Annotated in this window: 24 protein-coding genes; 19 read left to right on the forward strand and 5 right to left on the reverse strand. The window is 45.2% G+C overall.

Going from position 1 to position 26,809, the window contains the following annotated elements; translation table 11 throughout:
- Window positions 1-87: 87 nt before the first annotated feature.
- Both ACN6KS_RS11950 and ACN6KS_RS11955 read left to right on the forward strand, forming a co-directional pair.
- Window positions 88-333 (forward strand): HPr family phosphocarrier protein, encoded by a 246-nt coding sequence (locus tag ACN6KS_RS11950; RefSeq protein WP_042126831.1) that lies wholly within the window; start codon window positions 88-90, stop codon window positions 331-333.
- Window positions 334-545: 212 nt separating this feature from the next.
- Window positions 546-842, forward strand: a complete 297-nt coding sequence (locus ACN6KS_RS11955; protein WP_042126833.1) for a YlaN family protein — start codon at window positions 546-548, stop codon at window positions 840-842.
- 92 nt (window positions 843-934) lie between these two features.
- Here ACN6KS_RS11955 and cax read toward each other — a convergent pair whose 3' ends face one another.
- Entirely contained in the window at window positions 935-2,005 is a 1,071-nt protein-coding gene (gene cax, locus ACN6KS_RS11960; protein WP_094868521.1) for a calcium/proton exchanger, read from the reverse strand.
- Window positions 2,006-2,159: 154 nt separating this feature from the next.
- Here cax and ACN6KS_RS11965 point away from each other — a divergent pair, with 154 nt between their 5' ends.
- Window positions 2,160-2,525, forward strand: a complete 366-nt coding sequence (locus ACN6KS_RS11965) for an Asp23/Gls24 family envelope stress response protein (RefSeq protein ID WP_042126837.1) — start codon at window positions 2,160-2,162, stop codon at window positions 2,523-2,525.
- Between the two features lie 90 nt (window positions 2,526-2,615).
- Here the strand turns inward: ACN6KS_RS11965 and ftsW are convergent, their stop codons facing one another.
- The gene (gene ftsW, locus ACN6KS_RS11970) at window positions 2,616-3,860 is read right to left on the reverse strand and encodes a putative lipid II flippase FtsW (protein ID WP_440962079.1); all 1,245 of its coding nucleotides are present in this window, start codon (window positions 3,858-3,860) and stop codon (window positions 2,616-2,618) included.
- Window positions 3,857-4,204, reverse strand: a complete 348-nt coding sequence (locus ACN6KS_RS11975) for a YugN family protein (protein ID WP_094868523.1) — start codon at window positions 4,202-4,204, stop codon at window positions 3,857-3,859. The genes ftsW and ACN6KS_RS11975 overlap by 4 nt, the downstream gene beginning before the upstream one ends.
- A 197-nt stretch (window positions 4,205-4,401) precedes the next feature.
- Here ACN6KS_RS11975 and ACN6KS_RS11980 point away from each other — a divergent pair, with 197 nt between their 5' ends.
- The 9 genes from ACN6KS_RS11980 to ACN6KS_RS12020 all read left to right on the forward strand — a co-directional run bounded on the left by ACN6KS_RS11980 (window position 4,402) and on the right by ACN6KS_RS12020 (window position 13,326).
- A complete protein-coding gene (locus tag ACN6KS_RS11980) occupies window positions 4,402-5,625 on the forward strand; it encodes an amidohydrolase (protein ID WP_440962080.1) in 1,224 nt (407 codons plus the stop codon).
- A 62-nt stretch (window positions 5,626-5,687) separates the two neighbouring features.
- Complete coding sequence (locus tag ACN6KS_RS11985) at window positions 5,688-6,119, forward strand: CBS domain-containing protein (RefSeq protein ID WP_094868525.1); 432 nt, start codon at window positions 5,688-5,690, stop codon at window positions 6,117-6,119.
- 217 nt (window positions 6,120-6,336) lie between these two features.
- Entirely contained in the window at window positions 6,337-8,049 is a 1,713-nt protein-coding gene (locus ACN6KS_RS11990; protein ID WP_440962081.1) for a DNA repair helicase XPB, read from the forward strand.
- Entirely contained in the window at window positions 8,046-9,977 is a 1,932-nt protein-coding gene (locus ACN6KS_RS11995) for a helicase-associated domain-containing protein (RefSeq protein ID WP_440962082.1), read from the forward strand. The genes ACN6KS_RS11990 and ACN6KS_RS11995 overlap by 4 nt, the downstream gene beginning before the upstream one ends.
- Window positions 9,978-9,992: 15 nt before the next feature.
- Window positions 9,993-10,430, forward strand: a complete 438-nt coding sequence (locus ACN6KS_RS12000) for a YlbF family regulator (RefSeq protein ID WP_094868528.1) — start codon at window positions 9,993-9,995, stop codon at window positions 10,428-10,430.
- A 40-nt stretch (window positions 10,431-10,470) separates the two neighbouring features.
- The gene (locus ACN6KS_RS12005; RefSeq protein WP_042126853.1) at window positions 10,471-10,734 is read left to right on the forward strand and encodes a YlbG family protein; all 264 of its coding nucleotides are present in this window, start codon (window positions 10,471-10,473) and stop codon (window positions 10,732-10,734) included.
- Window positions 10,735-10,898: 164 nt separating this feature from the next.
- On the forward strand, window positions 10,899-11,336 hold the full coding sequence (locus tag ACN6KS_RS12010) for a hypothetical protein (RefSeq protein ID WP_094868656.1): 438 nt from the start codon (window positions 10,899-10,901) through the stop codon (window positions 11,334-11,336).
- A 128-nt stretch (window positions 11,337-11,464) separates the two neighbouring features.
- A complete protein-coding gene (locus ACN6KS_RS12015; RefSeq protein ID WP_440962083.1) occupies window positions 11,465-12,364 on the forward strand; it encodes a selenium metabolism-associated LysR family transcriptional regulator in 900 nt (299 codons plus the stop codon).
- A gap of 53 nt (window positions 12,365-12,417) precedes the next feature.
- Window positions 12,418-13,326: a PHP domain-containing protein gene (locus ACN6KS_RS12020; RefSeq protein WP_440962084.1), complete on the forward strand. Its 909-nt coding sequence runs from the start codon at window positions 12,418-12,420 to the stop codon at window positions 13,324-13,326.
- Between the two features lie 89 nt (window positions 13,327-13,415).
- Here the strand turns inward: ACN6KS_RS12020 and ACN6KS_RS12025 are convergent, their stop codons facing one another.
- Window positions 13,416-15,305 carry an Rqc2 family fibronectin-binding protein gene (locus ACN6KS_RS12025; RefSeq protein WP_094868530.1) on the reverse strand — a complete coding sequence of 630 codons (1,890 nt, stop codon included), beginning with the start codon at window positions 15,303-15,305 and terminating at the stop codon, window positions 13,416-13,418.
- 293 nt (window positions 15,306-15,598) lie between these two features.
- Here ACN6KS_RS12025 and ACN6KS_RS12030 point away from each other — a divergent pair, with 293 nt between their 5' ends.
- From ACN6KS_RS12030 to ACN6KS_RS12050, 5 genes are all read left to right on the forward strand, one after another.
- Window positions 15,599-18,418: a calcium-translocating P-type ATPase, SERCA-type gene (locus ACN6KS_RS12030; RefSeq protein WP_440962085.1), complete on the forward strand. Its 2,820-nt coding sequence runs from the start codon at window positions 15,599-15,601 to the stop codon at window positions 18,416-18,418.
- Between the two features lie 137 nt (window positions 18,419-18,555).
- Window positions 18,556-19,392 carry a diaminopimelate epimerase gene (gene dapF / locus ACN6KS_RS12035; RefSeq protein WP_094868532.1) on the forward strand — a complete coding sequence of 279 codons (837 nt, stop codon included), beginning with the start codon at window positions 18,556-18,558 and terminating at the stop codon, window positions 19,390-19,392.
- 178 nt (window positions 19,393-19,570) lie between these two features.
- A complete protein-coding gene (locus ACN6KS_RS12040) occupies window positions 19,571-21,220 on the forward strand; it encodes a spore germination protein (RefSeq protein ID WP_440962086.1) in 1,650 nt (549 codons plus the stop codon).
- The gene (locus ACN6KS_RS12045; RefSeq protein WP_440962087.1) at window positions 21,210-22,418 is read left to right on the forward strand and encodes a Ger(x)C family spore germination protein; all 1,209 of its coding nucleotides are present in this window, start codon (window positions 21,210-21,212) and stop codon (window positions 22,416-22,418) included. Before ACN6KS_RS12040 ends, ACN6KS_RS12045 begins: the two co-directional genes overlap by 11 nt.
- A gap of 26 nt (window positions 22,419-22,444) precedes the next feature.
- Entirely contained in the window at window positions 22,445-23,551 is a 1,107-nt protein-coding gene (locus ACN6KS_RS12050) for a GerAB/ArcD/ProY family transporter (RefSeq protein ID WP_440962088.1), read from the forward strand.
- On the opposite strand, the gene ACN6KS_RS12055 is transcribed toward ACN6KS_RS12050, so the two are convergent.
- Window positions 23,524-23,781 carry a hypothetical protein gene (locus ACN6KS_RS12055; RefSeq protein ID WP_094868536.1) on the reverse strand — a complete coding sequence of 86 codons (258 nt, stop codon included), beginning with the start codon at window positions 23,779-23,781 and terminating at the stop codon, window positions 23,524-23,526. The genes ACN6KS_RS12050 and ACN6KS_RS12055 overlap by 28 nt on opposite strands.
- A gap of 177 nt (window positions 23,782-23,958) precedes the next feature.
- Between ACN6KS_RS12055 and ACN6KS_RS12060 the strand changes: the two genes are divergently transcribed.
- Both ACN6KS_RS12060 and ACN6KS_RS12065 read left to right on the forward strand, forming a co-directional pair.
- Window positions 23,959-25,830, forward strand: a complete 1,872-nt coding sequence (locus ACN6KS_RS12060; protein ID WP_094868537.1) for a bifunctional homocysteine S-methyltransferase/methylenetetrahydrofolate reductase — start codon at window positions 23,959-23,961, stop codon at window positions 25,828-25,830.
- A 38-nt stretch (window positions 25,831-25,868) separates the two neighbouring features.
- Window positions 25,869-26,762, forward strand: a complete 894-nt coding sequence (locus ACN6KS_RS12065) for a YicC/YloC family endoribonuclease (RefSeq protein ID WP_094868538.1) — start codon at window positions 25,869-25,871, stop codon at window positions 26,760-26,762.
- Window positions 26,763-26,809 lie beyond the last annotated feature (47 nt).

The raw sequence follows: 26,809 nt of genomic DNA on the forward strand, positions 1-26,809 counted from the left end.
ACCTTGCACAAGTAAGCGGATTCAAGGTATCATAAGAAATGATTACAAATGACTTATGTTTCATAATCAAGTTGCGGAGGGATTTCTATGTCCAGTAACAATGCGGCAATCGTTGATATTGCTCAAACGGCAGGCCAGTTCAACTCTTCAATCGTTCTTCAAGCGGACAACAAGTACATTGATGTTAAGAGTATCCTTGGTTTGTTCACGACTTTGGTATCAAGCCAAAGCTACGAGCTTCATGTTCACGGAACAGATGCAGAAGAAGCTAAGAAGGCAATGAGTGAAGTTTTTGCTAAACACGGTTTGAACTTTACAGTTGTAGCTGAGTAATAGTTGTATGTAAAGACGTCCTACCGATTTACGGTGGGGCGTTTTTTCTAGAAATAGATGAGGAACTAATGCTATCCCTTATAAACAACATAGCTGCTTCTTTCAAATAAATGGTTAGTATAAACAGAATTGTTGTATTGATATCCGATTTCGACTAATATTAAGTAAAATAGTAAAAGCAGCTTAACTTTTGGACATGGGGGGGAAGAGGCATGACTTCGTCGGAATTACAGGAACAGTTTAATCTTAAAGCGATCAATCTTCTACAAGAAGATGCCGATAAAATTCAGCAACTTATTGAAGTGCAGATGGAAAATCTGGCAACACGCTACTGCCCTCTCTATGAGGAAGTGCTCGATACCCAAATGTACGGTTTCTCAAGAGAGGTCGATTTTGCGGTTAGAGCAGGTTTGGTGCCAGAGATTACCGGTAAAATGGTGCTGAGTAAGCTGGAGCGGAATTTAGCAGTACTCTATGAGGCATTGAATAACAAAGCAAAAGAAGAATAAGTTTTGATTTATAGTATTCATAGAAACGCACATGAGGACAGATCGTCACTCATGTGCGTTTTTTTGAGAATTATAGAATGAATGGGGAGTACTTATACTAGATAAAAGGAGACTCCAAGAATTAGATAAACCGTTAATAGCAAGAGACCCTCATACCAGTTGGTCGAACCATCCTGAGTGATTGATTTGGCAATAAAGACGGCGACGCCAATGGCGACAATTTCGATCGTTGTAAACACAATGTCCATAGTGTCACCCATAAAATAACTGGCGAAGATAAGTACAGGCGCTACAAATAGTGCAATTTGAAGACTACTCCCGACGGCGATTTCTACTGCTGCACCGATTTTATTCTTCATAGCCAGCATAATGGCTGCACTATGTTCTGCGGCATTACCGATGATTGCCACGAGGAAGGCGCCTACAAACAGTTCACTAAATCCAAAGCGCTCAGTTAGTGTCTCAAGCGTCCCTACCAGCCACTCACTCACAAAGGCTACCATTACGGTAGCAAGAAGCAGATAAAGGATGGATCGGTTTCTGGACCACTTAGGCGCATGCTCATGAGCCATTTCTTCCTTACCGTCTTCTGTAACGTCCTCTAGATGTTTCTTGTGCGTAATCATAGAGAAGATTAACCAGGCCATGTAGGAGGCGATGAGCAGCCCGGCAACGATTAAACTGAGCACGTCTGTATCTTTTTCAGTAATGGAATGGGTATTGAAGAACATAGCCGGTACAAATAAAGCGATCACCGCTACGATCATAAGGGAACCGTTCATACCAGCGAGGGTTACGTTAAAGTTCTGCACTTTGAACTTCATCCCACCAGCGAAAATACTTAAACCTAGGACAAGCAGCAGATTGCCAATAATGGAACCGGTAAGACTGGCTTTCACCATGTCGAACAGTCCTTCCTTCACAAGGAAAAAGGCAATGATTAGTTCTGCGGCATTACCGAAGGTAGCGTTTAGGAAGCCGCCTAACCGCTGTCCAGCATAATGTGCCACACTTTCTGTGGCGCGGCCCAGAAAGCCAGCCACGAACACAACGGCTACTGCAGAGAGAACGAACTGAAGCGTGTGGTCCCAATCTGCATAATGGCCTATGGCACTAAGGATAAAGGTGATTGCCAGCAAAGCTGGTGAAATCCATTTTTTCAATGTAAAGTACACTCCAATCTATGTATTCAGGATCAATTCATAATCAATATACCCAAATTATTCCTAAGTGTAAACGAGAAAGCGAGAAACTGATTTGCTTTTTAGCCTGTTTAGGAATTACAATAATTGATAATGAGTTTAGGGGGGATATGGCATGGCAGAACAACTTCAATTGGAAATGGGAAATATTCGAATTTCAAATGACGTCGTCTCGAAAATTGCCGGATTGGCTGCCTTGGAGACTCCAGGAATTGCAGCCATGTCAGGTGGCCTATCAGAAGGCTGGGCGAAGCGTCTAAGTGGTAAGAACGTTCAAAAGGGCGTTACCGTTGAAGTGGGGCAGCTAGAAGCAGCTGTGGATCTGCGTATTATAGTTCTCTATGAAACACCGATACATGAAGTGTGCCGGATGCTTCAGCAGAACGTACGCGAGGCTGTGGAGAGCATGACTGGACTTCATATTGTTGAGGTGAATGTCAAAGTTGAAGGCGTAGCCTTTAAGAACGATGAAATTGCTTAATGCTAAAGAGCTTGTACATAAAAAAGCAGTCCAAGAAATTTAACTTGGACTGCTTTTTTATATATGCCGTCATATCCGGATTTATGAATCTTACCGGGAACGAACTTGTCTAACTGTAGTTACAGATTTCGTGACTTCCTCTTTAGCCGGAAGATTGGTTTCTCTTGAAATGCTCAGCATTATTCCCATGGACAGCATACTCACAAGAAGTGAAGAGCCGCCATAGCTGATAAATGGCAAAGTTACACCGGTAAGCGGAATGGTCTTCGTTACACCACCAATATTGACAAAGGCTTGAATAGCAATAAGCCCCATAATACCAATGCCAACGAGCGTGCCAAAGGGATCCTTACACCTTAGTGCGATTAGAATACCTCGCCAGATAAAATACAGGTATATCATCAGAAATAATGCCGTTCCTATAAATCCAAATTCCTCACCAATCACAGGAAAAATAAAGTCCGTATACGGGTATTTAAGATAATCCAGCTTTTGAATGCTTTTGCCAAAGCCAGAGCCACTGACTCCACCTTGTCCGAGAGCGGTCAAAGACTGAATAATATTATACCCTTCACCTTCAGGATCCTGATAGGGGTCTATGAAAGCTTGAATTCGACCTTTTTTATAGTCTTGATTAGCGACTACTTTTTCGGAGGCAGGGGCAAGAGAATCAATCGCCGCTTTAGCCCCCATAACTATTCCTACACCTAACACCAAGAGAGCGATAGAACCTAGGATATGCTTCATACTGGCACCGCCTGCATAAATGACAAGTCCGCTGGTAGCCACGAGAATAAGGCAAGACCCCAAATCTGGCTGCATCATAATAAGCCCGGCAACTATACCTACGATAACCATTACAGGGATATATCCAGTACGGAAATCTCTAAACCTTTCACCTTTTTTGGTAATCAGTGCGGAGAGATACAGGATAATCGATATTTTGGCGAGCTCGGTAGGTTGGATTCCTAGCTTTCCGATACTTAACCAGCTTTTGGCGCCATTGATTCTTTCGGAGAAGGCTACAAATAGCAGGAGGATCACGGTGATGATAAAGATAGGTACATACCACTTCTTGAATTTACTGTAGTGAATGTTCATGGCTGTAAACATAACAACGGTTCCAAGTACGATCCAGATCATTTGGCGTTTCATGAAATATAGAGGGTCATTACTGAACTTCGAGCTTGCTAAAGTCAAACTGGAGCTAGCACTGAAGACCATGACTAGACCGAAACCCACAAGTAGTAGTGTTAAGATAAGTAGTTGGAAATCGGGTGTTCCTCTTTTGGGCAGGCTGACATTTTGTTTCGTCTTTCCCTTTCTGTTACTCAAGCCTCCAACAGCTGCTTTAATTCGAGAATCCGAGTAGCAGCAGTGTCCAATACTGGTTTAGGTACCGGGGAGTCATAATCGAGGCCATGGGGGAATGTTGCTTTCCCTAAGTATACGGCTTCAATTGCAAGTACGGCATCAGCTTTCTCCAGCTTCCCCTCGACAGCGCGAGTGTTGATGCGTAGAAAGTATTCGCCGCCATCCTGAGGGTCTTCAATTTTGCAGTCGTAAGTGGCACGATAGTATTCCCATTGCCAGCGAATGAAGCCAGCCTTTGTCGCACTCTCGTCCAGATAGAGAAGATCACTCTTCAATCCTACGAGGCCCGTGTTCTCAAAAATCATAGCACGCACATCCCCCTTATGAAGTATAATGATGAATTCATGATCCGTTTGCTGATGTTCTACCTCATGATAGTATGTTTCTAAACGTTGTGCAAGAGTAGCCACCTCCTAACGATACCCAGTTTTTTGCGTTTCTGCTACAATAAAATAATTATAGCCGTGTACGGCTGGAACAAAGTGTCCAGGACTGCTGTCGCATGCTGTTGATGCGGGTTTATGAAGAAGGGGATGGAGAACGTATGAAGAGCTTAGCGGTTGATTCTCTCATGCCGGAGATCGTGGAATGGAGACGCCATTTACACCGTCATCCGGAGTTGTCTTTTCATGAAAAGGAAACGTCAGCATTTATAGCAGACAAGTTAGCAGAATTCGGTATTGAAGTTAGGAGAAGCACGTCTGGGTATGGTGTAACAGGTATATTGCGAGGACATCGGCCGGGGAAAACGGTAGTCCTTCGCGCGGATATGGATGCACTACCTATTAAAGAGGAGAATAAGAATGACTACGTTTCGCAAAATGAAGGGGTTATGCATGCCTGTGGGCATGATGGACACACTTCAATACTGCTGGGTGTAGCCTCATACTATAGCAGCCGCCTTGAAGAGTTAGAAGGGGAGCTGCGTTTTCTTTTTCAGCCAGCGGAGGAGGTATGCCCGGGTGGTGCACAGGGGTTGATTGCCGAGGGTATGCTGGAAGGCGCGGATGCGGTGTATGGTTTGCATTTGTGGACTCCGCTTCCAATGGGGACTGTGGGCAGTGCGCCAGGACCTCTTATGGCATCTGCTGATGAATTTTTCATTGATATTATCGGCCGGGGCGGACATGGTGGTATGCCGAATCGTACGGTAGACAGTATTGTGGCCGGGGCGGCGCTTGTGACTCAGCTTCAGAGCATCGTAAGCCGCTCTGTGAACCCGCTGGAGCCCGCTGTTCTTAGTGTAGGAACCATTCAAGGGGGATTCGCCCAGAATGTCATTGCTGAGCATTGTCGCATTACTGGAACCGTACGGGCGTTCGACGAGGAGACCCGTTATCTGATCCGCAGCAGAATCGAAGAAATGACAGTTTCAATAGCTGGCGCATACGGTGCAGAAGCTAAGATAGACTATGTTATGGGATATCCGCCACTCGTAAATCACGAGGGGGAATACCAGCGTTTTTCCGAGGTGGTACCAGGAGCACTAGGAGAAGCTGTTCAAGTGATTCGGATGGAAAAGCTGATGCCAGCTGAGGATTTTGCCTACTATGTAAAAGAAATTCCTGGCTGTTTTATGTTCGTAGGGGCTGGGAATCCGGATAAAAATGCAGCTTACCCGCATCATCATAGCAAATTTGATTTTGACGAGGATGCTATGTTGCATGGGATGAAATTATTGATCGCTATGGCGAATTCCTGTTTGCAAGAGAAGACAATCGTATAATTTCGTTTCATAGAGGAGAACCTATTCCATAACATGGAGATTATGTTTAGGAGGGTTCGTTCTTGAAGACAGTGAAAGAGGTTATGACGAAGGAGCCTGTAACAGTCACACTAATGGATAATGTATATGAAGTCGCTGTTAAAATGAGAGATCATGACACTGGATTTATACCGGTCATTGATAATGAAGACGATAAGACATTACTCGGTGTAATTACAGATCGTGATCTAGTAATTAGAGGTTACGCGGCTAAACACCCTGGATCAACAGCTGTGGAAAAGGTAATGAGTAGAGAAATTCAGTCCGTCTCTGAGAATACATCTGTAGATGAGGCTGCAGAACGGATGTCGAGCTGGCAAATTCGCAGATTGGCTGTGACTAGTGGCCAGAAGCTGATGGGTGTAGTATCCATCGGTGATTTGGCTGTGCGCAACATTTTTGCGGACGAGGCTGGCGAAGCACTTCATGATATTTCGCAGCAGCATTTACATTAAATAGTTTTATAGGGAAGCTCATGACCGTTATGCGGGGATGAGCTTTTTCCTGTTCACATATCAGAAAATATAGATTTCGCACAATACTTTATCCTTATATTTCTCGCATAAACGCTTTCCGTCCTTTTGGGGCGTCGAATGCGCTTTTGCTTGTATGAATGTAAGCAGATTACATAGCGCAAGCTTGAATAAAACGAATGATTGGGGAGGGAACGTTATGAATGAAACAGGGGCTTGCATTGTGCGAAGGGATCGGACGGTTTTACTGGAATGTGCACATCCTGGTTTTGAGAAGGCAAGAAAAGAACTAGGAACCTTTGCAGAGCTCGTAAAGAGTCCCCCGGCTTATCACACCTATAGAATCACTCCATTATCATTATGGAATGCAGCAGCGCTTAATTATACAGCTGAAACGATTATTTTAAGTCTGCATCAACTCGCGCGCTGGGGTGTTCCTGCGGGGCTGGAGGATGAGATCGCAGCTCTTCTCTCTAGGTATGGGAAGCTTACCCTTCACGGTCAGGAGACTACGAATGAGATCATTACGCTTAAGGCTGAGACAGCTGAAATTCTGAATGGACTAGTTAATGAATCAGGTCTAAAGGCGTTAGGTTTGCAGAGAATAAATTCACTAGAAAGCTCATGCCGTGCGGAGAACAGAGGGCTTTTAAAGCAAGAACTGATAAGACTAGGCTATCCTGTACTGGATTATGCTGGTTATCATGTCGGACAAGCTCTAAGTTTGGCCTGGAAGGATTCTAAAGATCACGTAAAGGATGGAGCGAAAGGTGAAGCTTTTGGACTGCGTGAATATCAGCAGGAGGCTGTTCAGATGTTTCAAGGCATAGAAGGGCAGGGGGGCAGCGGGGTAGTTGTGTTGCCTTGTGGAGCAGGTAAGACGGTAGTGGGATTGGCCGTTCTTGAAAGTCTACAATGCGAAACACTGATCTTAACTTCAAATACAACTTCGGTAAGACAATGGGTAGACGAGCTGCTTGAGCGAACCGATTTGGATGATGAGTCTATTGGTGAATACTCCGGTGAAAAAAGAGAAGTGCGGCCTGTTACTATAGCTACCTATCAGATATTAACGCACCGTCAATCCAAAGGCGGTCCTTTTCTCCATATGAAGCTGTTCAATGAACGCAACTGGGGTTTGATTATTTATGATGAAGTTCATCTGCTTCCAGCTCCAGTCTTCCGGGCTACAGCAGATATTCAGGCAACTAGAAGACTAGGTCTCACTGCAACTCTGGTTAGAGAAGACGGGAAGGAAGGGGACGTATTCTCATTGATCGGGCCCAAGCGTTATGACATGCCTTGGAAGGAGCTGGAGCAGCAGGGCTGGATTGCAGAGGTAGAATGTGTCGAGATGATCGTACCGATGAGCTCTGAGCTGAGACAGAAGTATTTGTATGCTGAAGCGAAAGAGAAATTTCGTATGGCCTCATGCAATCCTGCAAAAGCTGAGGTTATAGTCGAGCTTCTAAAAGCTCATCAGGGATCATCGGTTCTGGTTATTGGACAGTATCTCGACCAATTAATTGAACTGGCAGACAAGATCGGTGCACCTTTGATTACGGGTAAAACGAAGCAGCGGGAAAGAGATGAGTTGTATGCAGCTTTTAACGAGGGAATAATACAGGTGCTTGTTGTCTCTAAAGTAGCGAATTTTGCGGTGAATTTGCCAGACGCGACGATTGCTATTGAGGTTTCAGGAGCTTTTGGATCCAGGCAGGAGGAGGCCCAGCGTTTGGGACGAATCTTGCGTCCGAAGGCGGGTGAGAACAAGGCGTACTTCTATTCGCTGGTATCTGAAGATAGCCGGGAGCAGGATTTCGCTATGCGCCGCCGGATGTTTTTGACAGAACAGGGGTATGAATATGTCGTTAAAATGGTGCCGAACAGAAAGGGGCTAACGATCCATTGAACCAGCTATCAGCGGAAGCCTTAGAGGTCTTAAAGCGATTATGTGCTGCTCACGCGTCCCAGCCTTTTGACGAGGGGAAAGAAGAGCGTTTGCGTCCTGCGTCGCTCTGCCGGGCAGAGCAAAAGCTTGCAATGAATGAACTGCGGCGCGCAGGACTGTTAACTGCGAGGCATAAAATATTGGGGGAGAAGCTGTATCAGATTCCTGTTGAACAACTATCAGCTCTAGAGCAAGAATTCTTCCCATACCAACCTAAGTTTATTGAGGGTTATTCAGTGAATCTATCCATGGAGGCGGGTGCTGGACTGGCAGTAGATCTGTTTCGGGCTTTGCTGTTCACCGCTCGTGAAGGCTTACCTTTAACCGCTAAGGGAATTATTCATAAAAAGAATTTAAATCGTTTAGCGTCTCAGCTTTCTTTTCAGGAAAAGCATTTAGCGGGGCTCTCTATGGGCGCTCCATCGAATGAAATGGATGCTCTGTCAGCGGCTCTTGTAGTAGATATTATGTTGTGTCTTGGGCTTATTACCAGACTGAAAACCGGCTATAGACTTGACAAGGATATGCTGAGACGTTGGTTGCAACTTCCTGAGACAAGAATGACTGACATCCTGTATGGGATTGGTATTCATCGTTTTGGAAGCATTGGGCCTGCCGATCAGCATTTTCGCTATTTAATATCCGGCAATGCTTTTATATCAGAGAAATGGACAGCGTTGCCTGAGCTTCTGGACTGGATGGCAGAAATGAATTTAACTGGAACAGTTACCCGAAAAGAGCTGGAACAATCAAGCTTGAACTGGCTTCGTTGTCTAACAGGCTTTGGATGGTGTGAACTGGGGAGCACGCCTGAGGGTATCCAGTGTTTTCGCTGGACTGCTTCAAAACCGAAGCTGTTGTACAGTAGCGAGTCCTTCCCTGATTCTGTGTCAGAGCATTCGAATGACCAGTTTATTGTGCAGCCCGATTTTGAAGTCCTGATTCCACCTGATGTTCTCTATACTGTGCGCTGGGTTTTAGCTGAATGCGCTGAACTTCTGCAAACAGATACGATGTGGAGCTTCCGGCTGACTCGTGAGATGCTAGTGCATGCATCAGAACGAGGGATGCCTCCAGAAGAAGCGATAGCTTGGATTAAAGAACATGCACTGGGTGGTCTGCCATCTGTGGTGGAGCTGTCTTTAGAGCAATGGGGAAAGAGCATTGGTCGAACATCACTCTCTGAAGTGATTCTGTTGACTTGCCAGACGGAGGAGGACGGAGCGGTTATTGCCGCCCATCCGCGACTGCAAGGTAGCCTTAAACGTATTGGACCGCTTCATTTCCTTGTAGCTCCGGAATCTGTGGAGCAGATGCGTAAGGAGCTGTTCTTAGCAGGATTGGCCCCTTCCAGGATGATTGGAGAACGTGAGGAAGAGGTGGACACTGATTGGTCTTCATTTCATCAAGCAACCGAAACCGAGCCAGAGTTGTATTCACTTCCAGTACTAAATGTTGAACTTAGGCTACTCGACAGAGGGAATCCCTTTTTAAACCTACCTGTAATTTCTCCTGAGCAGGAGGAAGATATCTTATTAGGTGGAGAAAATGTGCCACAGATCTGGAGCAAGGAATGGCGCCATTATCATAGCTCAACCGCTCAGAAAGTAATGGAGCAAGGGCTGAAATGGGGAATTAAGGTGCGGTTTTCCTTAAAGGACCAAATGTTAGATTTCATTCCCTCCAGAATAAAAGGTAATCCTTGGAAAGTGGAAGGGTATCTGCTGTATAACGATGGTGAAACGGTTGAGGAAATAGAGCTGACTCCTGAAGATTGGAAGGAAATGAAGTTAGTAATTCCCAAAAGACGAAGAAATTCCTCTTCTGCTGAAGCGAGTGATTATGGTATGATAGAAAAGTCTACTGAATTCGGTAGAACATTAACGTAGAAAAGAGCTGAGTTCATGAGCGTAGCGGAATTAAATACGGTCGATATGACTGAAGTGCTGACATACGCCTATGAATTAGGCGATATGATTAATCAATCCGCTGAAGTGTCGGATTACTTATACTGGAAAGGACGGGTTGATTCGAACCCGGAAATTCAGGCCATGGTCAAACAACTTCAAGCCAAGAAGGAGCTGTTTGAAGAAACACAGCGATTCGGACATTTTCATCCGAATTATCATTCAGCGAAGGATGAGGTTTCGGCAGTAGAAGCGGAATTGGAGAAGTTTGAAGAGGTTGCTCGTTTTAAGCTGGCAGAGATGACTCTTGATGACATTCTGCATTCTATGTCGGAAGCGATTGCTTTTTCAGTATCGGATAGCATTAAAGTACCAAGCAATGATCCTTCCCCTAAAGGTGGATGCGGTAGCGGGGGAAAATGCTCCTGCGGATAAGCTTCCCTTAGGATTTAGAGAGAGAAAGGCGGTTTAGCTTATGTTTGCGGAACGGACAGGATACATCATTTGGGTAAGTGACGTTAAAGCGGCACGTAACCTTGAAAAATACGGAACATTACATTATGTTTCTCGGAAAATGCATTATGCAGTGATGTATGTAAATGCAGAACGTGCCGAGGAAGTTATGAAGAATGTCCGCAGACTCTCCTACGTTCGTAAGATCGAAAGATCCTATCGTAACGAAATTAAGACAGAGTATACTAGTAATGGGCCGGACAAGTCCCGTAATTACGGTATGTAATTCTTGGAGATGAACAGGTGCTTAAGTAGCACCTGTTTTTTTATGCTCTGATCTGGAGCGAACACGGTTTCTACCGTGGTATGGAACTTGTACAACTTTCAGCAATGAGGTAAGATGACAACATTAAGTACATACAAAGACCCTTATGGTGGAGTGTGATGATGATGCGCAACAAAGGGACGGATTGGCCCAGCTCTTACGAGCCCTTCCACATCATGCTGAACGACTACAGGGTCGCTGACATCGTTATAACAAATCATGCGAAGAGTCGTTATTTGGACCGGATCAGTAAAGGTGTAAGCAATGACGAAGAGGTCGCCGCATGGATGTGGCAATGCCTGATGCAGAATCGGCTCAAGCCCTTTTCAGACAGTGATTTTAACGCGTATTTAATTGACGATGACTCTGTAGTAATCGCTGAGTTCACGGAATTGATAGGTGAAAAAGATATTTCAGGTCAGCCATTATATTCTATGATCATCGTTTCGTTTCTTGGGAGAATCTCTGCGACACCTCAGTTGAGAGATTTAAAAACTTACTTTTCGCTGCTGCGCAATTCCCGCCGCACTAAGCTAACGAAGAAGAAGCGTAAACGCAAATAGTGTATAAAGAACAGACAGGAGGCATGCGGCGTTGGCTGCATGTCCTTTTTGAAAATAAGCTTTTATAAGCTTCATATCGTACTGAATCCTTAAGATTCTTTTATAGATAGCACAAGGAGTTGCAGAGCATGAACTTTCATCAATTACATATTTTTTATACTGTCTTAGAGCGAGGGAGCTTCTCGGCAGCGGCACAGACATTACATATGACTCAACCGGCAGTGACCATGCAAGTACAGGCGCTGGAGGATTATTTTGGAACCAAACTCTTCAATCGTTCTACCAAAAAAATCGTGCTCTCCGAAGCAGGTCATACGTTAATGCCATACGCGCTGCGCAGTATTCAATTGATGCGTGAGACAGATCAAGCGATGTCGGCGTTTACGCATATGTTGGAAGGGCGCTTGCAGCTTGGGGCAAGCCTTACCATTGGGGAGTATGTGCTGCCACGGCTCTTAGGTCCTTTTGGAAAGCAATATCCGAACATTTCAATCATGATGAAAGTTATGAATACCTCGCAGATTATGGAGGAAATCCTAAAACATCAGTTGAATTTTGGTTTAATTGAAGCGTCGGTAACACATCCTGATATGGTGATTGAGCCGGTGATGGGGGATGAATTGAAGTTGATTGTGCCCCATGATCATCCGCTTGCAGAGCAGCAAGAGGTCACTTTGGAGGATGTGCTTCAGCATCCCTTCGTCCTGCGTGAGCAGGGCTCGGGAACGCGGCGTGTGATGGAAGAACAGCTGTTCTCGAAGGGGCTTGATCCGGGATCAATGAAAATAGTGATGGAGCTTGGTAGTACGGGGGCTGTGAAGTCGGCAGTGGAGGCGGGTCTTGGGGTTACTATTATCTCGACTTCTTCTGTTAAACATGAGGTTGCGCTTGGACTACTGAAAATCGTGAATATCTCGGATGCCTCATTTAAAAGACAATTCTACGCCATTCATCTAAAATCGACACTGCTGCCAATTTCTGCGGTGACGTTCTTGACTTTTCTGCGCGAGCATTCGAATGATAACTAAAGTTATATGACCAGAGGCAGGAAACTTAGAAACTAGCGGTAGAGGTGATAGAAATGGAGAATGAAACTAGAGTGGATGAACTGAAGGGCGACAGAATGGAGAATATTGACGCCGCACGATGTGATCTTCACACGCATACTCAAGCCTCTGATGGCATGCAGCCACCGAAGGAAAATGTACGTCTCGCTAAAGAGAAGGGACTAATCGCAGTTGCCATTACGGATCATGATACTGTGGCTGGTGTGAAGGAAGCTCTCGAAGCAGGAGAGAAGTACGGAATCACTGTTGTACCGGGTGTAGAGATCAGCACTCGTGCTGGAGGAAAAGATATTCACGTCCTTGGATACTACATAGATCCAGCAAATGAGTTGTTTCTTTCCCGTTTGGAAGGGCTAAGAGAAACCCGGGCACTAAGGAATGAGGCGATCATCTCTAAATTACGTGGACTTGGGATTGAAATTACGCTTGAGGCAGTTGTCGCTGGGATTGGACGGGAACTGAAGCCTGATGAGAGTATTGGTCGACCACATATTGCTGATGAGCTTGTTCGTCTTGGAGCAGCTACGGATATGAGAGATGCGTTCAATAAGTATTTAGCCGAAGGTGCAGCAGCTTACGTGTCGCCTCCACGAATCACGCCCGAGGAAGCCTGTGATTGGATTATAGAGGCGGGTGGGTCTCCAGTATTGGCACATCCAGGCTTATACGGTGATGATCAGCTAGTACGAGAAATTGTGGAGCGGGGGACTTTTAAAGGGATTGAGGTCTATCATTCGGATCACGAACCCGCTGATTCAGAGCGTTACCTAACAATGGCTGAACAGTATGACCTGATTATAACTGGTGGTTCGGATTTTCACGGTGCCCGCCAAGGGGTTGTTTTTCACGGAGATATCGGTAGTGTTACGGTATCTGTTGAAGTGTTGGAGCAGTTGAAGAAGGTTGCTGGCATGTTACGTTAAAACTAAGTTCATTCAGTTGCACATAATACACTGAAAAAAGAAAACCGGTTGTCATCCATACCAGGACGACAACCGGTTCTTTTTGTTGTTTAGCTTCTCAAAGTATTGGGAAGTCGCTTAATTCGATCCTCATCCGGTGTGACAAACAACGTCTTCTGATGATCATAGATCACAAATCCGGGTTTGGAGCCACTTGGTTTACGGACATGGCGGATCAGCGTGCAGTCTACAGGTACACTGCTTGACTGCTTCGCCTGGCTGAAATAAGCCGCAATCTGGGCTGCTTCTTCCAGGGTGGCATCCCCAAACTCTTCACTTCGGATGACCACATGAGAGCCAGGGATATCCTTGGTATGCAGCCAAGTGTCATTGGGTGAAGCCAGTCGGTTGGTGACGTATTCGTTCTGTAAATTGTTTTTTCCGACATAAATGTCGATGCCTTCAGACGAGGTGAAGACTTGCAATGTAGGTCTGGTTGCTTTTTTCTTCTTCTTTCCTTTTTTGCTTCTGTCGCGTAAATATCCTTGACTTACAAGCTCGTCGCGGATCTCCTCAATATCATTCAATGAGGCATGAGCAAGCTGCTGAAGTAAACTTTCCATGTAGGTGATTTCCTCATGGGTCTTAATCAACTGCTCATTAATGACTAGAAGGCTGTTCTTATATTTGTTGTACTTTTTAAAATAACGTTGTGCGTTATCCGATGGGCTTAATAAAGGATCGAGTGGAATGACCATTTCAGCCTGATTTTCGTCATAATAATTGACCAATGAGGCTTCTTTATCTCCTTTGGACACGACATGTAATGACGCGAACAGCAGCTCACCCCAAATGCGATAGCGATCTGCGTCCTGCGCTTCGTCTAGATCCTTCTGCAGATTGGCAAGCTTCTTAACATTTTTACTTCTTTCGTTGCTCAGGAATCGGATCAAATCACTGACCCGTTGTTTCACCGTATCACGTTCGGCTTTATCCCCGTAATAGTCCTCCATGCACTCACTGATCGAGTTGTATGTCTTCGCATTTTCACCCAATAGAGTTAAAGGAATCGCGGAGAATATCATTTTTCCTTTCGCATTCGCACCTGAAACTGGAGAGAATTCGCAACGATGTACGGGTCCCATAACAGATTGGAAGCTGTCCCATAATTTTGTTGGAAATTCTGCTGTAGATCCCTGTGTACCGCCTGCCGCCAGGTCATTTCTGAGGCGCAGAGCAATCTCTCCGGCAACAAGTGGGCTCATTCCGCTGAAGGCGTGCACCATCCAGCCTACAGGGTCAGCCGATGGGGAGGGACCGCCTGAGCCGTCTGGTTTTTGCTCAACTTCTTCTTTTGTAATCAGATTAGCCAGTTCGCCTTCTATGATTTCTTCCGGTTCGCTCTCCTTCGCATCATCTTCCAGTAAAGCGGCTTCTTCAGCAGCCGAGATTAAATTGAGAAATTGCTCTTTGTCAATTTCCAGAGGGTTCAGCTTATGCTGCTGGGGAGGCTCTGTGTAAGCGACGCCGGGCATTACAATCCGGTAGCTGCTGATCGATGGAGTAACATGATGAATGCCGTCTATGATCGTACTAGTGCTAAGATCTGTAAGGATGATATTACTGTGACGTCCCATGAGCTCTATGATGATCTTTTTGGCGGAGACGTCTCCGAGCTCATCTCTAGTCTTAACGTTTATGTGAATAATTCGTTCCATGCCTACCTGAGTGATACTCTCGATAGCCCCACCTTCACAATGCTTACGCATGAGCATGCAGAACATAGGGGCTTCTGATGGGTTTATGCTGCTTCTTTCTGTAAGATGCAGACGCGGATATGTCGGATTAGCAGAGAGCAATAGCTTGCCACCGCCGCCTGCACCCCGCAGGTTGAAGATAAGATCGTGATTATTCGGTTGATATATTTTGCCTATGCGCGCACCGATGAATGATTGCAGTTCGTGCACGATAGCTCGGGTAACAATGCCGTCTAATGCCATGATAAAGTTCTCCTGTCGACGTGAAATGAATTTCTGGAAATATAAGAAAGTATAAGTTTCATACATTACTTTATCCCTTATATTTCTCGCTTAAACCCTTACCGTCCTTATAAGAACGACGAGGTCGTTAAAGCTTACCTCTCTATGATGCCATACTTTGGGACATTCGTGCAAAAGGGGAATTGGTTAAGCGGTGATATTATTGGACGACCTTGAATACACTTGGTCATGAACAGGTGGAAAAGCTGTGCGCCGCCGGAAGTCAAGAAACGACCGGGAGGGAAAGAAAAGTCATGGAACAAAACAGTTGGCACCGGCTCGGTGCAGAAGAGCTGCAGAAAATGTTCAATGTCCATCCGAGGACGGGCCTCAGTGGAGAGGATGCCGCGGAGCGACGGAAGCAAAATGGGTTTAACGAGCTGTCCGAAGGAAAGACGGTATCCCCGTTTACCCTGCTGTTGAACCAGTTTAAGGATTTCATGGTGCTTGTGCTCATGGGTGCGACGCTCGTGTCCGGCTTGCTTGGCGAATATTTGGATGCCATCACGATCATCGCAATTATCCTTCTCAACGGAGCCCTTGGGTTTGTCCAGGAGTTTCGCGCCGAACGTTCGCTAAGAGCTTTAAAACAGCTCTCCGCACCTTCTGCCAAAGTGCTGCGCGGGGGGAATAGCGAGGTAATTCCAGCCAAGATGTTAGTCCCTGGTGATATTGTCTTGCTGGAGAGCGGTGATCGAATTCCTGCGGACATACGATGGCTGGATTGCAGTTCTTTATATGTGGAGGAATCCGCGCTTACTGGGGAATCATTGCCTGTCTCGAAGCATTCGGATGTGATCCACGCAGAAGAGATTCCGCTTGGCGATCAAAAGAATCTCGGGTTCATGGGCACAATGGTAACCAGGGGGACTGGTAAAGCTATCGTGGTTCGAACGGGCATGAACACAGAGATGGGTAAGATTGCAGATCTGATCCAAAATACGGAATCTCAGGAGACCCCGCTTCAGCATCGGCTCGAACAGTTAGGGAAAATTTTGATCTATGTATCACTAGGTTTAACGATTGTGGTTGTAGCCGCCGGTATTTTACATGGACAGCCTGCCACAGCTATGTTCTTGGCTGGGGTAAGCTTGGCAGTCGCTGCGATTCCCGAAGGGCTTCCAGCCATTGTAACTATTGCACTTGCACTGGGCGTTCAAAGGATGATAAAACGTAAGGCCATCGTTCGTAAATTGCCTTCGGTCGAAACCTTGGGCTGTGCATCCGTAATCTGTTCGGACAAGACGGGAACATTGACTCAGAACAAAATGACGGTGACCCGATTGTGGACGGGTGGACGTGGGCTTGATGTAACAGGTGAAGGTTATGCTCCGAACGGACAGGTTCTGGAGAAAGGGAAGCCTGTTGATCTCAAAAATGATCAAAGTTTACGACGGATGCTACAGGTTGGTGCTTTGTGCAGTAATGCGGAGATTATCGAGACCTTTCCTGCCGAAGTAAGGGGTAAGCGTAAAGGAAAGGATAAGGATATTGTCGTTGATAAGTCATCTGACAGCTCGTCCATCTGGGAACTCAAGGGAGATCCAACCGAAGGAGCGCTTGTGGCACTTTCAGGGAAGATGGGTTTAACCGCCCAGACGTTAGCCGTCACTTACTCCCGGGAGAAGGAATTTCCTTTTGATTCCGAGCGGAAGTTAATGTCAGTGATTATTGGTCATCCCGGAGGACGAATGGTATGTACGAAAGGCGCGCCTGATGTACTGCTTAATCGCTGTTCTTATATGCTCTGGGAGGGCGGTGTGGAGCCTTTAACGCCAACTTTACGGCAGAAGGTGCTTGAAGCGAATGAGCAAATGGCCTCGGGCGCGCTTCGTGTACTAGGTATGGCTTATCGTGATATGCGCCCAAGTGAACATGTAAATAGTGAAAAAGATGCAGAAAGCCAACTCGTCTTTATCGGATTGGCTGGAATGATTGATCCACCGCGGCGTGAAGTTCGTGATGCCATTAGCATCACACGCCGAGCAGGGATTAAGACTGTAATGATTACCGGGGACCACGGAACAACTGCAGAGGCCATTGCGCATCAATTAGGAATTTTACAACGTGGGGGCACGGTACTGACAGGGGCTCAACTGACTCGGATGGATGATGATGAGCTGGATAAAGTATCGGATAATGTGTTTGTATTCGCCCGCGTATCTCCTGAGCATAAGCTTCGTATCGTGAAGTCTTTGCAGCGCCGGGGTCATGTTGTGGCTATGACCGGAGACGGAGTCAATGATGCGCCAGCGATTAAAGCAGCAGATATAGGTATTTCTATGGGGATCACCGGTACAGATGTGACCAAGGAAGCATCTTCACTCGTTTTAGGGGATGATAACTTTTCAACCATTGTTGCCGCTATTGAAGAGGGTAGAAACATCTATGAGAACATTCGTAAGTTCATTCGTTACCTGCTCGCATCGAATGTAGGAGAGATCTTGACCATGTTCTTTGCGATGATGCTCGGTCTGCCTCTGCCGTTAGTGCCTATTCAAATTTTATGGGTCAATCTGGTGACAGACGGACTTCCAGCGATGGCGCTTGGTGTTGACCAGCCCGAGAAGGATTTGATGGAGCATAAACCGCGTGGTGCGAAGGAAAATATTTTTGCCCGCCGTTTAGGCTGGAAGATCATAAGCCGTGGTTTTTTAATCGGTTTATGTACGTTAGGTGCATTTTGGCTAACCTTACGAGTGGCACCAGAGAATCCAGCGCAGCTGATTCGAGCACAGTCCGTAGCTTTTGCGACACTCGTTATGGCTCAGTTGATTCACGTCTTTGATTGCCGCAGTTCCCGTTCGGTGTTCCATCGAAATCCGTTCCAGAATAAGTACCTGGTTCTTGCAGTATTGTCATCCGTAATTCTGATGCTGGCTGTGATGTACGTACCCTTTCTCCAGCCTGTCTTCAAAACGGTGCCGCTTAATTTCCGCGAATGGTGTCTAGTATTTGTGACAGCGGGGATCCCGACCTTCTTGATGGGTGCCGGAAGTGTTTGGGGTGGTAAACGTAACAAAGGACGTAGCGGCAGTAATTCAATGATAAAAAGTACAAAAATTTCAGCATAAAGTCAATACTAATGCTCCATTCCTAAAGGTATACTTGTTGCAGTTAACAGCTCGTATACGTGCGCTGGGCTATATTACACAGATCATTAAGCTTAAGCGAATGCTAACATAACATAACCTTTAGGAGTGGACGTTTAATGGAATTCACAAAAATGCACGGCCTTGGTAATGACTTCATCGTAGTTTTTGGTGAGCAAGAGCTTCCGAGCAATGCAGCGGAACTTGCTATAACACTATGCAATCGGTTCTTCGGAATTGGTGCGGACGGACTTGTCTACATCCTGCCGTCTGAACGTGGCGATTTTATGATGCGCATTATGAACTCTGATGGTTCGGAAGCGGAGCAGTGCGGAAACGCCATTCGATGTGTCTCCAAATATGTCTACGAGCATGGCTTGGTGAACTCCGAGCAGATTGTTATAGAAACGATTGGTGCCGGAGAACAAAAGGTTACCTTGAATGTGAAAGACGGTGTAGTTGAAACAGTAACGGTGGATATGGGTGAACCTGTATTGTCCGGACTTCAAATTCCGGTAGCGATTGATGCAGAACCAGTGCTCTCAGAGCCGATTGAATCAGACGGAACCGTATTTAAGTTTACTGCAGTGTCTATGGGTAATCCTCATTGCGTTATATATGTCGAGGATGCCGTAGCCTTTGATCTTGCGACATGGGGGCCGAAACTAGAAGTGCATCCATTGTTTCCAAGAAAGGTTAACGTTGAATTCGCGACGGTTCTGAATCGAGGCCGAGTAGATATGCGGGTATGGGAACGTGGAGCTGGACCAACCTTAGCCTGTGGGACTGGAGCCTGCGCAACTCTAGTGTCTTCTGTGCTGAACGGTCTGACAGACCGAGCGGCTTGGATTAGTCTAAAGGGTGGTGATCTCTACATTGAATGGAATGAAGAGGATAACCATGTGTATATGACGGGACCGGCTGAAGTTGTATTCACAGGCAGTGTGGCTCTTTAAAGATTTCTATTTTCGAATCATATCATTGGAATAAACGGCAGTCTAAGAGATCGTTCTTGGATTGCCGTTTTTTGTTTTGTATAAATGAAAACACTGGAGCTGGAACTGGAATTGGAATAATGGAAGACATAACCGAGAATAATACTTCCAAGCTTGAGAACAAAAGGGAGGGATCTTGTTGAACATCAAAGGATTAAATAGAAGATATAAATCCGGTAAAAGCCAACAAGATTCTCCGCCATCGCTGGGTAGATTATCGATCATTCTCACACAAACGTTAGAACAAATAATAAACGAGCTAGGAGATAGTCCCGATCTAAAAATACGCCATTTAAAAGTGGGGGAAGATTCTTCTGTATCGGTAGCGGCTCTTTACCTCAGTGGTCTAGTGCAGAAAGAAGTTGTTGATGAATTCATCGTGGGTTCATTAGTCGGGGTAACGAGCGAAATGATAAATGAAAAAGTCCCTGCGTCTGGAAGTTTAATAGAGTTTATTTTGAATCGCACTTTGGAAATTGGTGATGCGGTGATACAAGAGGACTGGAAAGAGGTTCTGCTTGCAATTCTTTCGGGAGAAACAGTGATTTTAATTGACGGGTATGCCAGTGCCATTGTGTGTGGTACCCAAGGTGGCGAAACACGTTCAGTCACTGAACCGTCCTCTCAGCTTGTTGTCCGTGGCCCGAAAGACAGTTTTGTAGAATCCCTAGCCACGAATATTTCCTTAATCCGGCGGAGATTAAAGACCCCTAATTTAAGACTGGAGTATATGAAAATTGGTGAGGTATCTCATACATATGTGGGTATGCTGTTCATTAAAGGCATCGTTGATGAAAAGCTGGTCAATGAGGTTAGAGAACGGCTGAATGAAATCCAAATCGATGCGATCTTGGAATCTGGGTATATTGAAGAATTGATACAGGATAAAACCTTTACTCCATTTCCGACCATTAATAACAGTGAGCGCCCAGATGTCGCTGCTTCTAATCTGTTAGAGGGTAGAGTAGTGCTGGTTATAGACGGAACCCCTTTTATTTTGATTTTGCCGGCGGTATTCACACAATTCTTTCAGTCTTCATCGGATTATGCTGAAAGGTTTGATATTTCTATATTAATGCTGTTCATCCGGTATATCAGCTTTATTATTCTAATTCTTGGACCTTCCATATATATAGCACTGACCACGTTCCACTATGAGATGATCCCGACAACCTTACTGATTAATTTATTGTCGCAGCGGGAGAATGTCCCCTTTCCTGCCTTCGTGGAGGCAATAGTGATGGAAGGTGCGTTCGAAATCATCAGAGAGGCTGGGGTGCGGATGCCTCGCGCAGTGGGGCAAACCGTTTCTGTTGTAGGTGCTCTGATTCTAGGTCAGGCTGTCGTAGAGGCCGGAATTATCACACCGGTTATGGTTATTGTGGTAGCGCTGACCGGTATCGCAAGTTTTGCTATACCTTCGTATAACATGGCGATTGCGGGCAGGCTTATTCGTTTTGCTTTTTTAATATTTGCCGGGATGTTTGGATTTTATGGAATTACACTGGGTCTTATTATACTCGTTGCGCATATGAACAGCTTGCGTTCATTTGGTATTCCTTATTTGTCACCTATAGTGCCTTTATCTGTGAAGCGGCAAAAAGATACCTTTTTAAGATTACCTATGTGGACACACAGTGTGGATCAATCATCAACTCAAGGTAAGCGCAGAAATTCGCCGGAAGGTGAGAAGATAAACGCAAGTCATCCAGAGAATCTTGCTCCTGTCATCGAAGATATGGCTGATGATGTAGGAAGGCAAAAGAGAGGAGCTCTTGATGAAGGATAAACAATCAGTGTATATAAGAATCGGTTTAGCCTTAGTGATGATCCTTATGCTTACTGGCTGCTGGGATAGCGTTGAACTAAACAGAAGAGCGATTGTCTCGGGTGTGGCGATTGATAGGGGGGCAACGGAAGCAGATAAATATGTCTTATCGTTCCAAATTATTGTTGCAGACGAAATTTCAGGTGAGAACGCTAGGGGGACTTCTCCTGTTGCTATATATAAAGGGACTGGTCGCACTATGTTTGAAGCCTTAGCTGATGCTTCGCGGCAAACCGCGCGATTTTTGTCATTAGGGCATATTCGAGTAATAGTGATTTCAGAGAAATTTGCCCGGGAGGGGATTAAGGATATTATGGATGTGCTGGAAAGAGAAAGTGAGACTCGTCTGACGAGCCTTCTCTTTATTTCCAAGGGGCAACCGGCAAGTGACAGTATGACAACTATGACCGTGTTCGGAAGGATCCCAGCTAACGATCTGGTGGAAAAGCTGGAAACTACCTCTAAACAGTTTGGATACAATTATCGAATGGAGGTGGATGATATAGTCCGTGGGATTCAGATGCCAAGCGGAGGACCGATGATTAATGGCGTTGAAGTCATAGGAGATATCGAGCAGAGAGACTCGAACGATAATTTAAAAGCGATAAAACCGAAAGCTACTTTGAGGGTAACAGGAATCGCAGTTTTTAAAGAGGACAAGCTGGTGGGTTGGCTTCAAGGAGAAGAAGCGGTCGGCACTTCGCTTTTAAAAAATAAAATTACACAAATGCCCGCATTCGTATCTATCGGAGAGAATAAGTATTTGTCTTTTAATATTTATCTTTCACAGGCTCGTATCGTTGTTGATGCTAAGGATATTGAACATCCAGTCTTTACGATAAAGATTACACAGCAAGCAGGGTTAAAAGAATCGCCCAATCCTTTGGAGTTGACGAAGCCTGATGTGGTAAATGATCTTACGGAGCTTCTGGAAAAAAACATTCGTGATCAAGTATGGAAAGCAATAGCCAAGTCCCGAGCATTAAAGAGTGACTATATAGGTTTCGGGGAAATAGTAGAACGTGAAAATCCACAAGGGTGGAAAAAAGTCAAAGATCATTGGGAGAATATGTTTGCAACATGCGAGATTAAAGTGGAAGAGGATGTTGTAATCAGACACACCGACATGCGTAGCGATTCTTTTCAGATCAATAAGTAATAATGAAGCTAAAAGGAGGGGCGTATATGCATAGTGGCAGTATAAAAATTGGTTTGCTCCAATTCTTCACCTTAACATTATTGTTCGAAATGGGGACAGCGTTAGTGGTGAATCTGGGAATGGAAGCGGGGAAAGATGCATGGATTTCAATATTGATTGGAAATGTAATAGGTCTTGTAGTTTTTGCTGGATATGCCTATTTATATAGAAAGTTCCCGAAGCTGCCGCTAACTGCGTATACCCGAAAACTAGTTGGAAAATATTTGGGTTCGGTGATCTCGGTGCTTTACATTATTCTGTTTATCAATTTGGCGGGTCGTGATTTAAGGGACGGAAGCTCTATGCTGGTAATGGCTACTATGCATCAAACGCCGTTGTTTATCGTCTCTTCCCTGATGATATTATCCAGTGCATATGTGCTTCATAAAGGTGTAGAAGTCCTCACCAGAACCTCTTTGGTTTTTGCAGCTCTGGTGATTTTGATTGGTATCTTTTGCTCGATGATGCTGATGTTTTCAGGGTCTATACATTTACAACAGCTGCAGCCCGTTTTTGAGAATGGTGTTAAGCCTGTATTAACTTCTGTAGTCAAACAGAGTTACATGTTTCCATTTGGTGAAATGATCTGTTTTACTATGCTTATGCCTTATTTGAACCATACGAAAAAAGGACCTTGGGTGATTGCCGCGGCAATTTTCGTTTCGGGGTTACTCCTCAGCCTTACTATGGTTTTGAATATATCGGTACTGGGGTCAGATATTATTAAACGTTCACCACTGCCGCTGATGCCGACGATCAGCAAAATCTCCATATCAGATTTCATCCAACGCGTTGACATTCTAGTTGTCATGGTATTAATTATAGGTGTGTTTTTCAAAATGTCTGTTTTTTTCGCGGCAGCGCTTATAGGCATATCGGAGTTATTTAAGATTCCTTATCGGAGAATGATCTATCCGTCAGCTTTAATTATTTTGTTTAGTTCTATGCTGAATGCTCGCAGTTTTATCGAACATCTTAATGAGGGGGGGAGATTATTATACACGGTTTATCCTTTGTTCATGGTGTTGATTCCGGTTATTCTTGTGATTATTGCCGCTATAAAAAGTCACTTTTCAGCTTCACGACCGGGTTGACTTCCTCGAATCCAAGAAATGATATCAGGAACAAGCAGACAGAGCAATAAGAAGACGGCTGTTGTTTTTTCAGATGCAGTATACAGTAAGTAATTTAGAATATATCCAATGTTCCCAAAGCCATATCCGAACATCCAGTCCACCAAATAAAGATAAAGCAAAGAGAGCGTGGTCAGAAATACTAAGATCAGATATTTTTGCAGTAACACTTTCCTGTTTTTTTTCTTCATCTGATTCATCCCTTCTTTTTTACGTAAATAACAGATTTATTATTAGTATGTAGTATTTAATCCGTGACCATGCAATGCGTATAAATGTTGTTACTATCTTTTATAGTGAAAGCTTATCATCCATACCGATTTATGATACATTAGTATGAAACTATTGTGTCAAGGGAGGATCTTGCAGTGAAGCCGGATTTACGTTCCGCATGGGGAAACAAAGTATTGGTCGGAGACGGAGCGATGGGTACCTATTTATATCAAAAGGGTTTCCCTGTTGGCATTTCCTATGAAGAATTAAATTTGACTTCTCCAGGTGTTATTGAAGATGTCCATCGCAGCTATATCGATGCAGGGGCGGTGCTGCTAGAAAGTAACACGTTCTCAGCGAATTTTGACAGGCTGTCCAAATATGGTTTGGAGTCCAAGGTTGAAGAAATTAATCGCGCTGGCGTAAGAATCGCTCGTAAAGCTGCTGGGGATAATGGTTATGTACTAGGTGCTGTAGGCTCTATTCGTGCCGGTAAACGTGCAAATCTCTCATCAACAGAGTTGAAGAAGTATTTCACACAACAGATTACCGCATTGCTTGAAGAAGAAGTAGACGGTATTATGCTAGAAACTTTCTATGATGTCGAAGAACTGCATCTCGCACTAAGAACAGTACGTAAACATAGCACTCTCCCAGTCATCTGCCAATTTGCTGTGGATGAATCGGCACGGACATTAGATGGACTGACGTTGCCAGACGCTTTTCGCATTTTAGAAGCTGACGGAGCGGATGTCATCGGATTTAACTGTAATACGGGTCCAAATGGAATTAAGAGAGCGCTAAAAGCTGTGCAGGGTAATCTGGTTTTACCTACCTCGGTCTATCCGAATGCGGGTGTTGCGGACTATGTAGACGGAGAATACCGGTATGGGGCTTCACCTGAATATTTTGGACAGATGGCAGTGACTTTTGCAGACATGGGTTGCAGAATTATCGGAGGCTGCTGTGGTACTACTCCGGAGCATATTGCTGAAATTTCCTCTGCATTGAAAGGTTATGTACCTCAGCCACTTCCAGAACCGACACTTCCGACTGTGGAGCGTGTATCTTTGCAGGAGCATTTTGGCGAAGATGAGGGAAGAAATGGTCGTGAGCCGAATCTGGTTGATCTAGTAAAGGAACGTCATACGGTTATCGTTGAGCTTGATCCACCTCGTGATTTGGATATTGCTAAGTTCATGAAGGGTGCAGAAGCGTTGAGAAGAGCAGGCGCGGATGCGCTTACGCTCGCCGATAACTCTCTGGCTGTTACACGGATGAGCAATATGGCCTTGGGCCATTTGGTGTACGCAAAAACGGGACTTCGTCCGCTGGTACATATTGCTTGTCGGGACCGAAATTTGATCGGTACGCAATCGCATTTGATGGGTTTTGATGCGCTTGGAATTGATCATGTACTGGCGGTCACTGGAGACCCAGCAAAATTCGGGGATCTTCCTGGCTCAAGCTCGGTTTACGATTTAACCTCTTTTGAGATTATTCGGATGATTAAGCAGTTGAATGATGGCATCTCCTTCTCTGGTAAACCTTTGAAGCAGAAAGCAAACTTTGTAATTGGTGCTGCCTTTAACCCGAATGTCAAACATTTAGATAAGGCAGTGCAGCGGCTAGAGAAGAAAATTGCCTCTGGTGCAGATTATATTATGACTCAGCCTGTCTATGATCAGGAACTGATCGTGAAGATCGCTGAAGCCACAGCACATCTGGAAATCCCCGTGTTTATTGGTGTGATGCCACTTGCTAGTGGACGTAATGCAGAGTTCCTTCATAATGAGGTTCCAGGCATCCAGCTTACGGATGAAGTTCGGAACCGCATGAAGGGACTTGAAGGGGAAGCAGGAAGAGCTGAAGGGGTTGCCATCGCTAAGGAGCTGCTAGATGTTGCTACAGCCCATTTCAATGGGATCTATTTGATGACACCGTTCATGTTCTATGATATGAGCGCACAGCTGATGGAGTATGTATGGGAGAAATCAGGACGTAAATTGTCCCCCTTGTTTCGCTAGTAATAATCAATTACAATAGTGTAATGGATGTGATTCCGTTGTCATTTAGCATGACCGGATACGGTCAATCGTCCCTGCAATTCGGCGGCTACAAGATTATGTTCGAAGTGAAATCGGTGAATCACCGGTACTGCGAAGTTGTACTGCGGATGCCCCGGGATTGGACGGGTTATGAGGATGTGCTGAGAAGAAAGGTTCAGCAGCACGTCAAACGGGGAAGGATAGATGTTACCATCAATAGAGAGCACGATGAGTCGTCTTCCGGACCGGTTCTGAATCGCTCTGCTGTCATGTCTTATCTTAAGGCGGCAGATCAGCTTAAGAACGAGTATGGTTTGTCCGGTGAGTTGACTCTACGTGATATACTTTCTATACCCGGTATTATGGAAAGCAAAGATGAGGCTGCGGGTGCCGTGTCCGCGGCCTTAGAAGACTACTCTGAAATGTTGGAGACGGGACTTGAGCAGAGTTTGCAGTCTCTGCTGGAGATGCGCGCCCGTGAAGGCAGTTTTCTAGCCGCAGATCTTGAACAGCGCCTCAATCATCTCGAGACCATGCATGCTGAAATGGTTGAACTTGCACCTGTTGTAATCATTGAATATCGTGACAAGCTTCGTCATCGATTAAATGAGTTAAATGATGGGACGTTCGCTTTTGATGAGCATAAATTCGGGATGGAAATCGCTATTTTTGCTGATCGCTGTAATATTGATGAAGAATTGACCCGGTTGTATAGTCATTTCGAACAATGCAGAACCCTCCTGAAGGGGAAAGGACCGGTAGGTCGCAAGCTGGATTTTCTCATTCAGGAGATGAACCGGGAGACGAATACAATCGGATCGAAATGTAATCATCTAACTCTCGTGGGTCTTGTGCTAGACATGAAAGCGGAGCTGGAGAAGATTCGTGAACAAGCGGCAAACATAGAGTAACCGGGAACAGGTAATAGCATAGAACTTTATGGGGGGAACTACCGGAA

The organism is Paenibacillus nitricinens (genome assembly GCF_052056485.1).
GTDB lineage: Bacteria > Bacillota > Bacilli > Paenibacillales > Paenibacillaceae > Paenibacillus_AQ > Paenibacillus_AQ nitricinens.

Coding starts and splice junctions, on each gene's coding strand:
- ACN6KS_RS11950 (WP_042126831.1), top strand. CDS start 88: ATGTCCAGTAACAATGCGGCAATCGTTGATATTGCTCAAACGGCAGGC.
- ACN6KS_RS11955 (WP_042126833.1), top strand. CDS start 546: ATGACTTCGTCGGAATTACAGGAACAGTTTAATCTTAAAGCGATCAAT.
- ACN6KS_RS11965 (WP_042126837.1), top strand. CDS start 2,160: ATGGCAGAACAACTTCAATTGGAAATGGGAAATATTCGAATTTCAAAT.
- ACN6KS_RS11975 (WP_094868523.1), bottom strand. CDS start 4,204: ATGATTTTTGAGAACACGGGCCTCGTAGGATTGAAGAGTGATCTTCTC.
- ACN6KS_RS11980 (WP_440962080.1), top strand. CDS start 4,402: ATGCTGTTGATGCGGGTTTATGAAGAAGGGGATGGAGAACGTATGAAG.
- ACN6KS_RS11990 (WP_440962081.1), top strand. CDS start 6,337: ATGAATGAAACAGGGGCTTGCATTGTGCGAAGGGATCGGACGGTTTTA.
- ACN6KS_RS12000 (WP_094868528.1), top strand. CDS start 9,993: ATGAGCGTAGCGGAATTAAATACGGTCGATATGACTGAAGTGCTGACA.
- ACN6KS_RS12005 (WP_042126853.1), top strand. CDS start 10,471: ATGTTTGCGGAACGGACAGGATACATCATTTGGGTAAGTGACGTTAAA.
- ACN6KS_RS12010 (WP_094868656.1), top strand. CDS start 10,899: ATGCGCAACAAAGGGACGGATTGGCCCAGCTCTTACGAGCCCTTCCAC.
- ACN6KS_RS12015 (WP_440962083.1), top strand. CDS start 11,465: ATGAACTTTCATCAATTACATATTTTTTATACTGTCTTAGAGCGAGGG.
- ACN6KS_RS12020 (WP_440962084.1), top strand. CDS start 12,418: ATGGAGAATGAAACTAGAGTGGATGAACTGAAGGGCGACAGAATGGAG.
- ACN6KS_RS12025 (WP_094868530.1), bottom strand. CDS start 15,305: ATGGCATTAGACGGCATTGTTACCCGAGCTATCGTGCACGAACTGCAA.
- ACN6KS_RS12030 (WP_440962085.1), top strand. CDS start 15,599: ATGGAACAAAACAGTTGGCACCGGCTCGGTGCAGAAGAGCTGCAGAAA.
- dapF (WP_094868532.1), top strand. CDS start 18,556: ATGGAATTCACAAAAATGCACGGCCTTGGTAATGACTTCATCGTAGTT.
- ACN6KS_RS12045 (WP_440962087.1), top strand. CDS start 21,210: ATGAAGGATAAACAATCAGTGTATATAAGAATCGGTTTAGCCTTAGTG.
- ACN6KS_RS12050 (WP_440962088.1), top strand. CDS start 22,445: ATGCATAGTGGCAGTATAAAAATTGGTTTGCTCCAATTCTTCACCTTA.
- ACN6KS_RS12055 (WP_094868536.1), bottom strand. CDS start 23,781: ATGAAGAAAAAAAACAGGAAAGTGTTACTGCAAAAATATCTGATCTTA.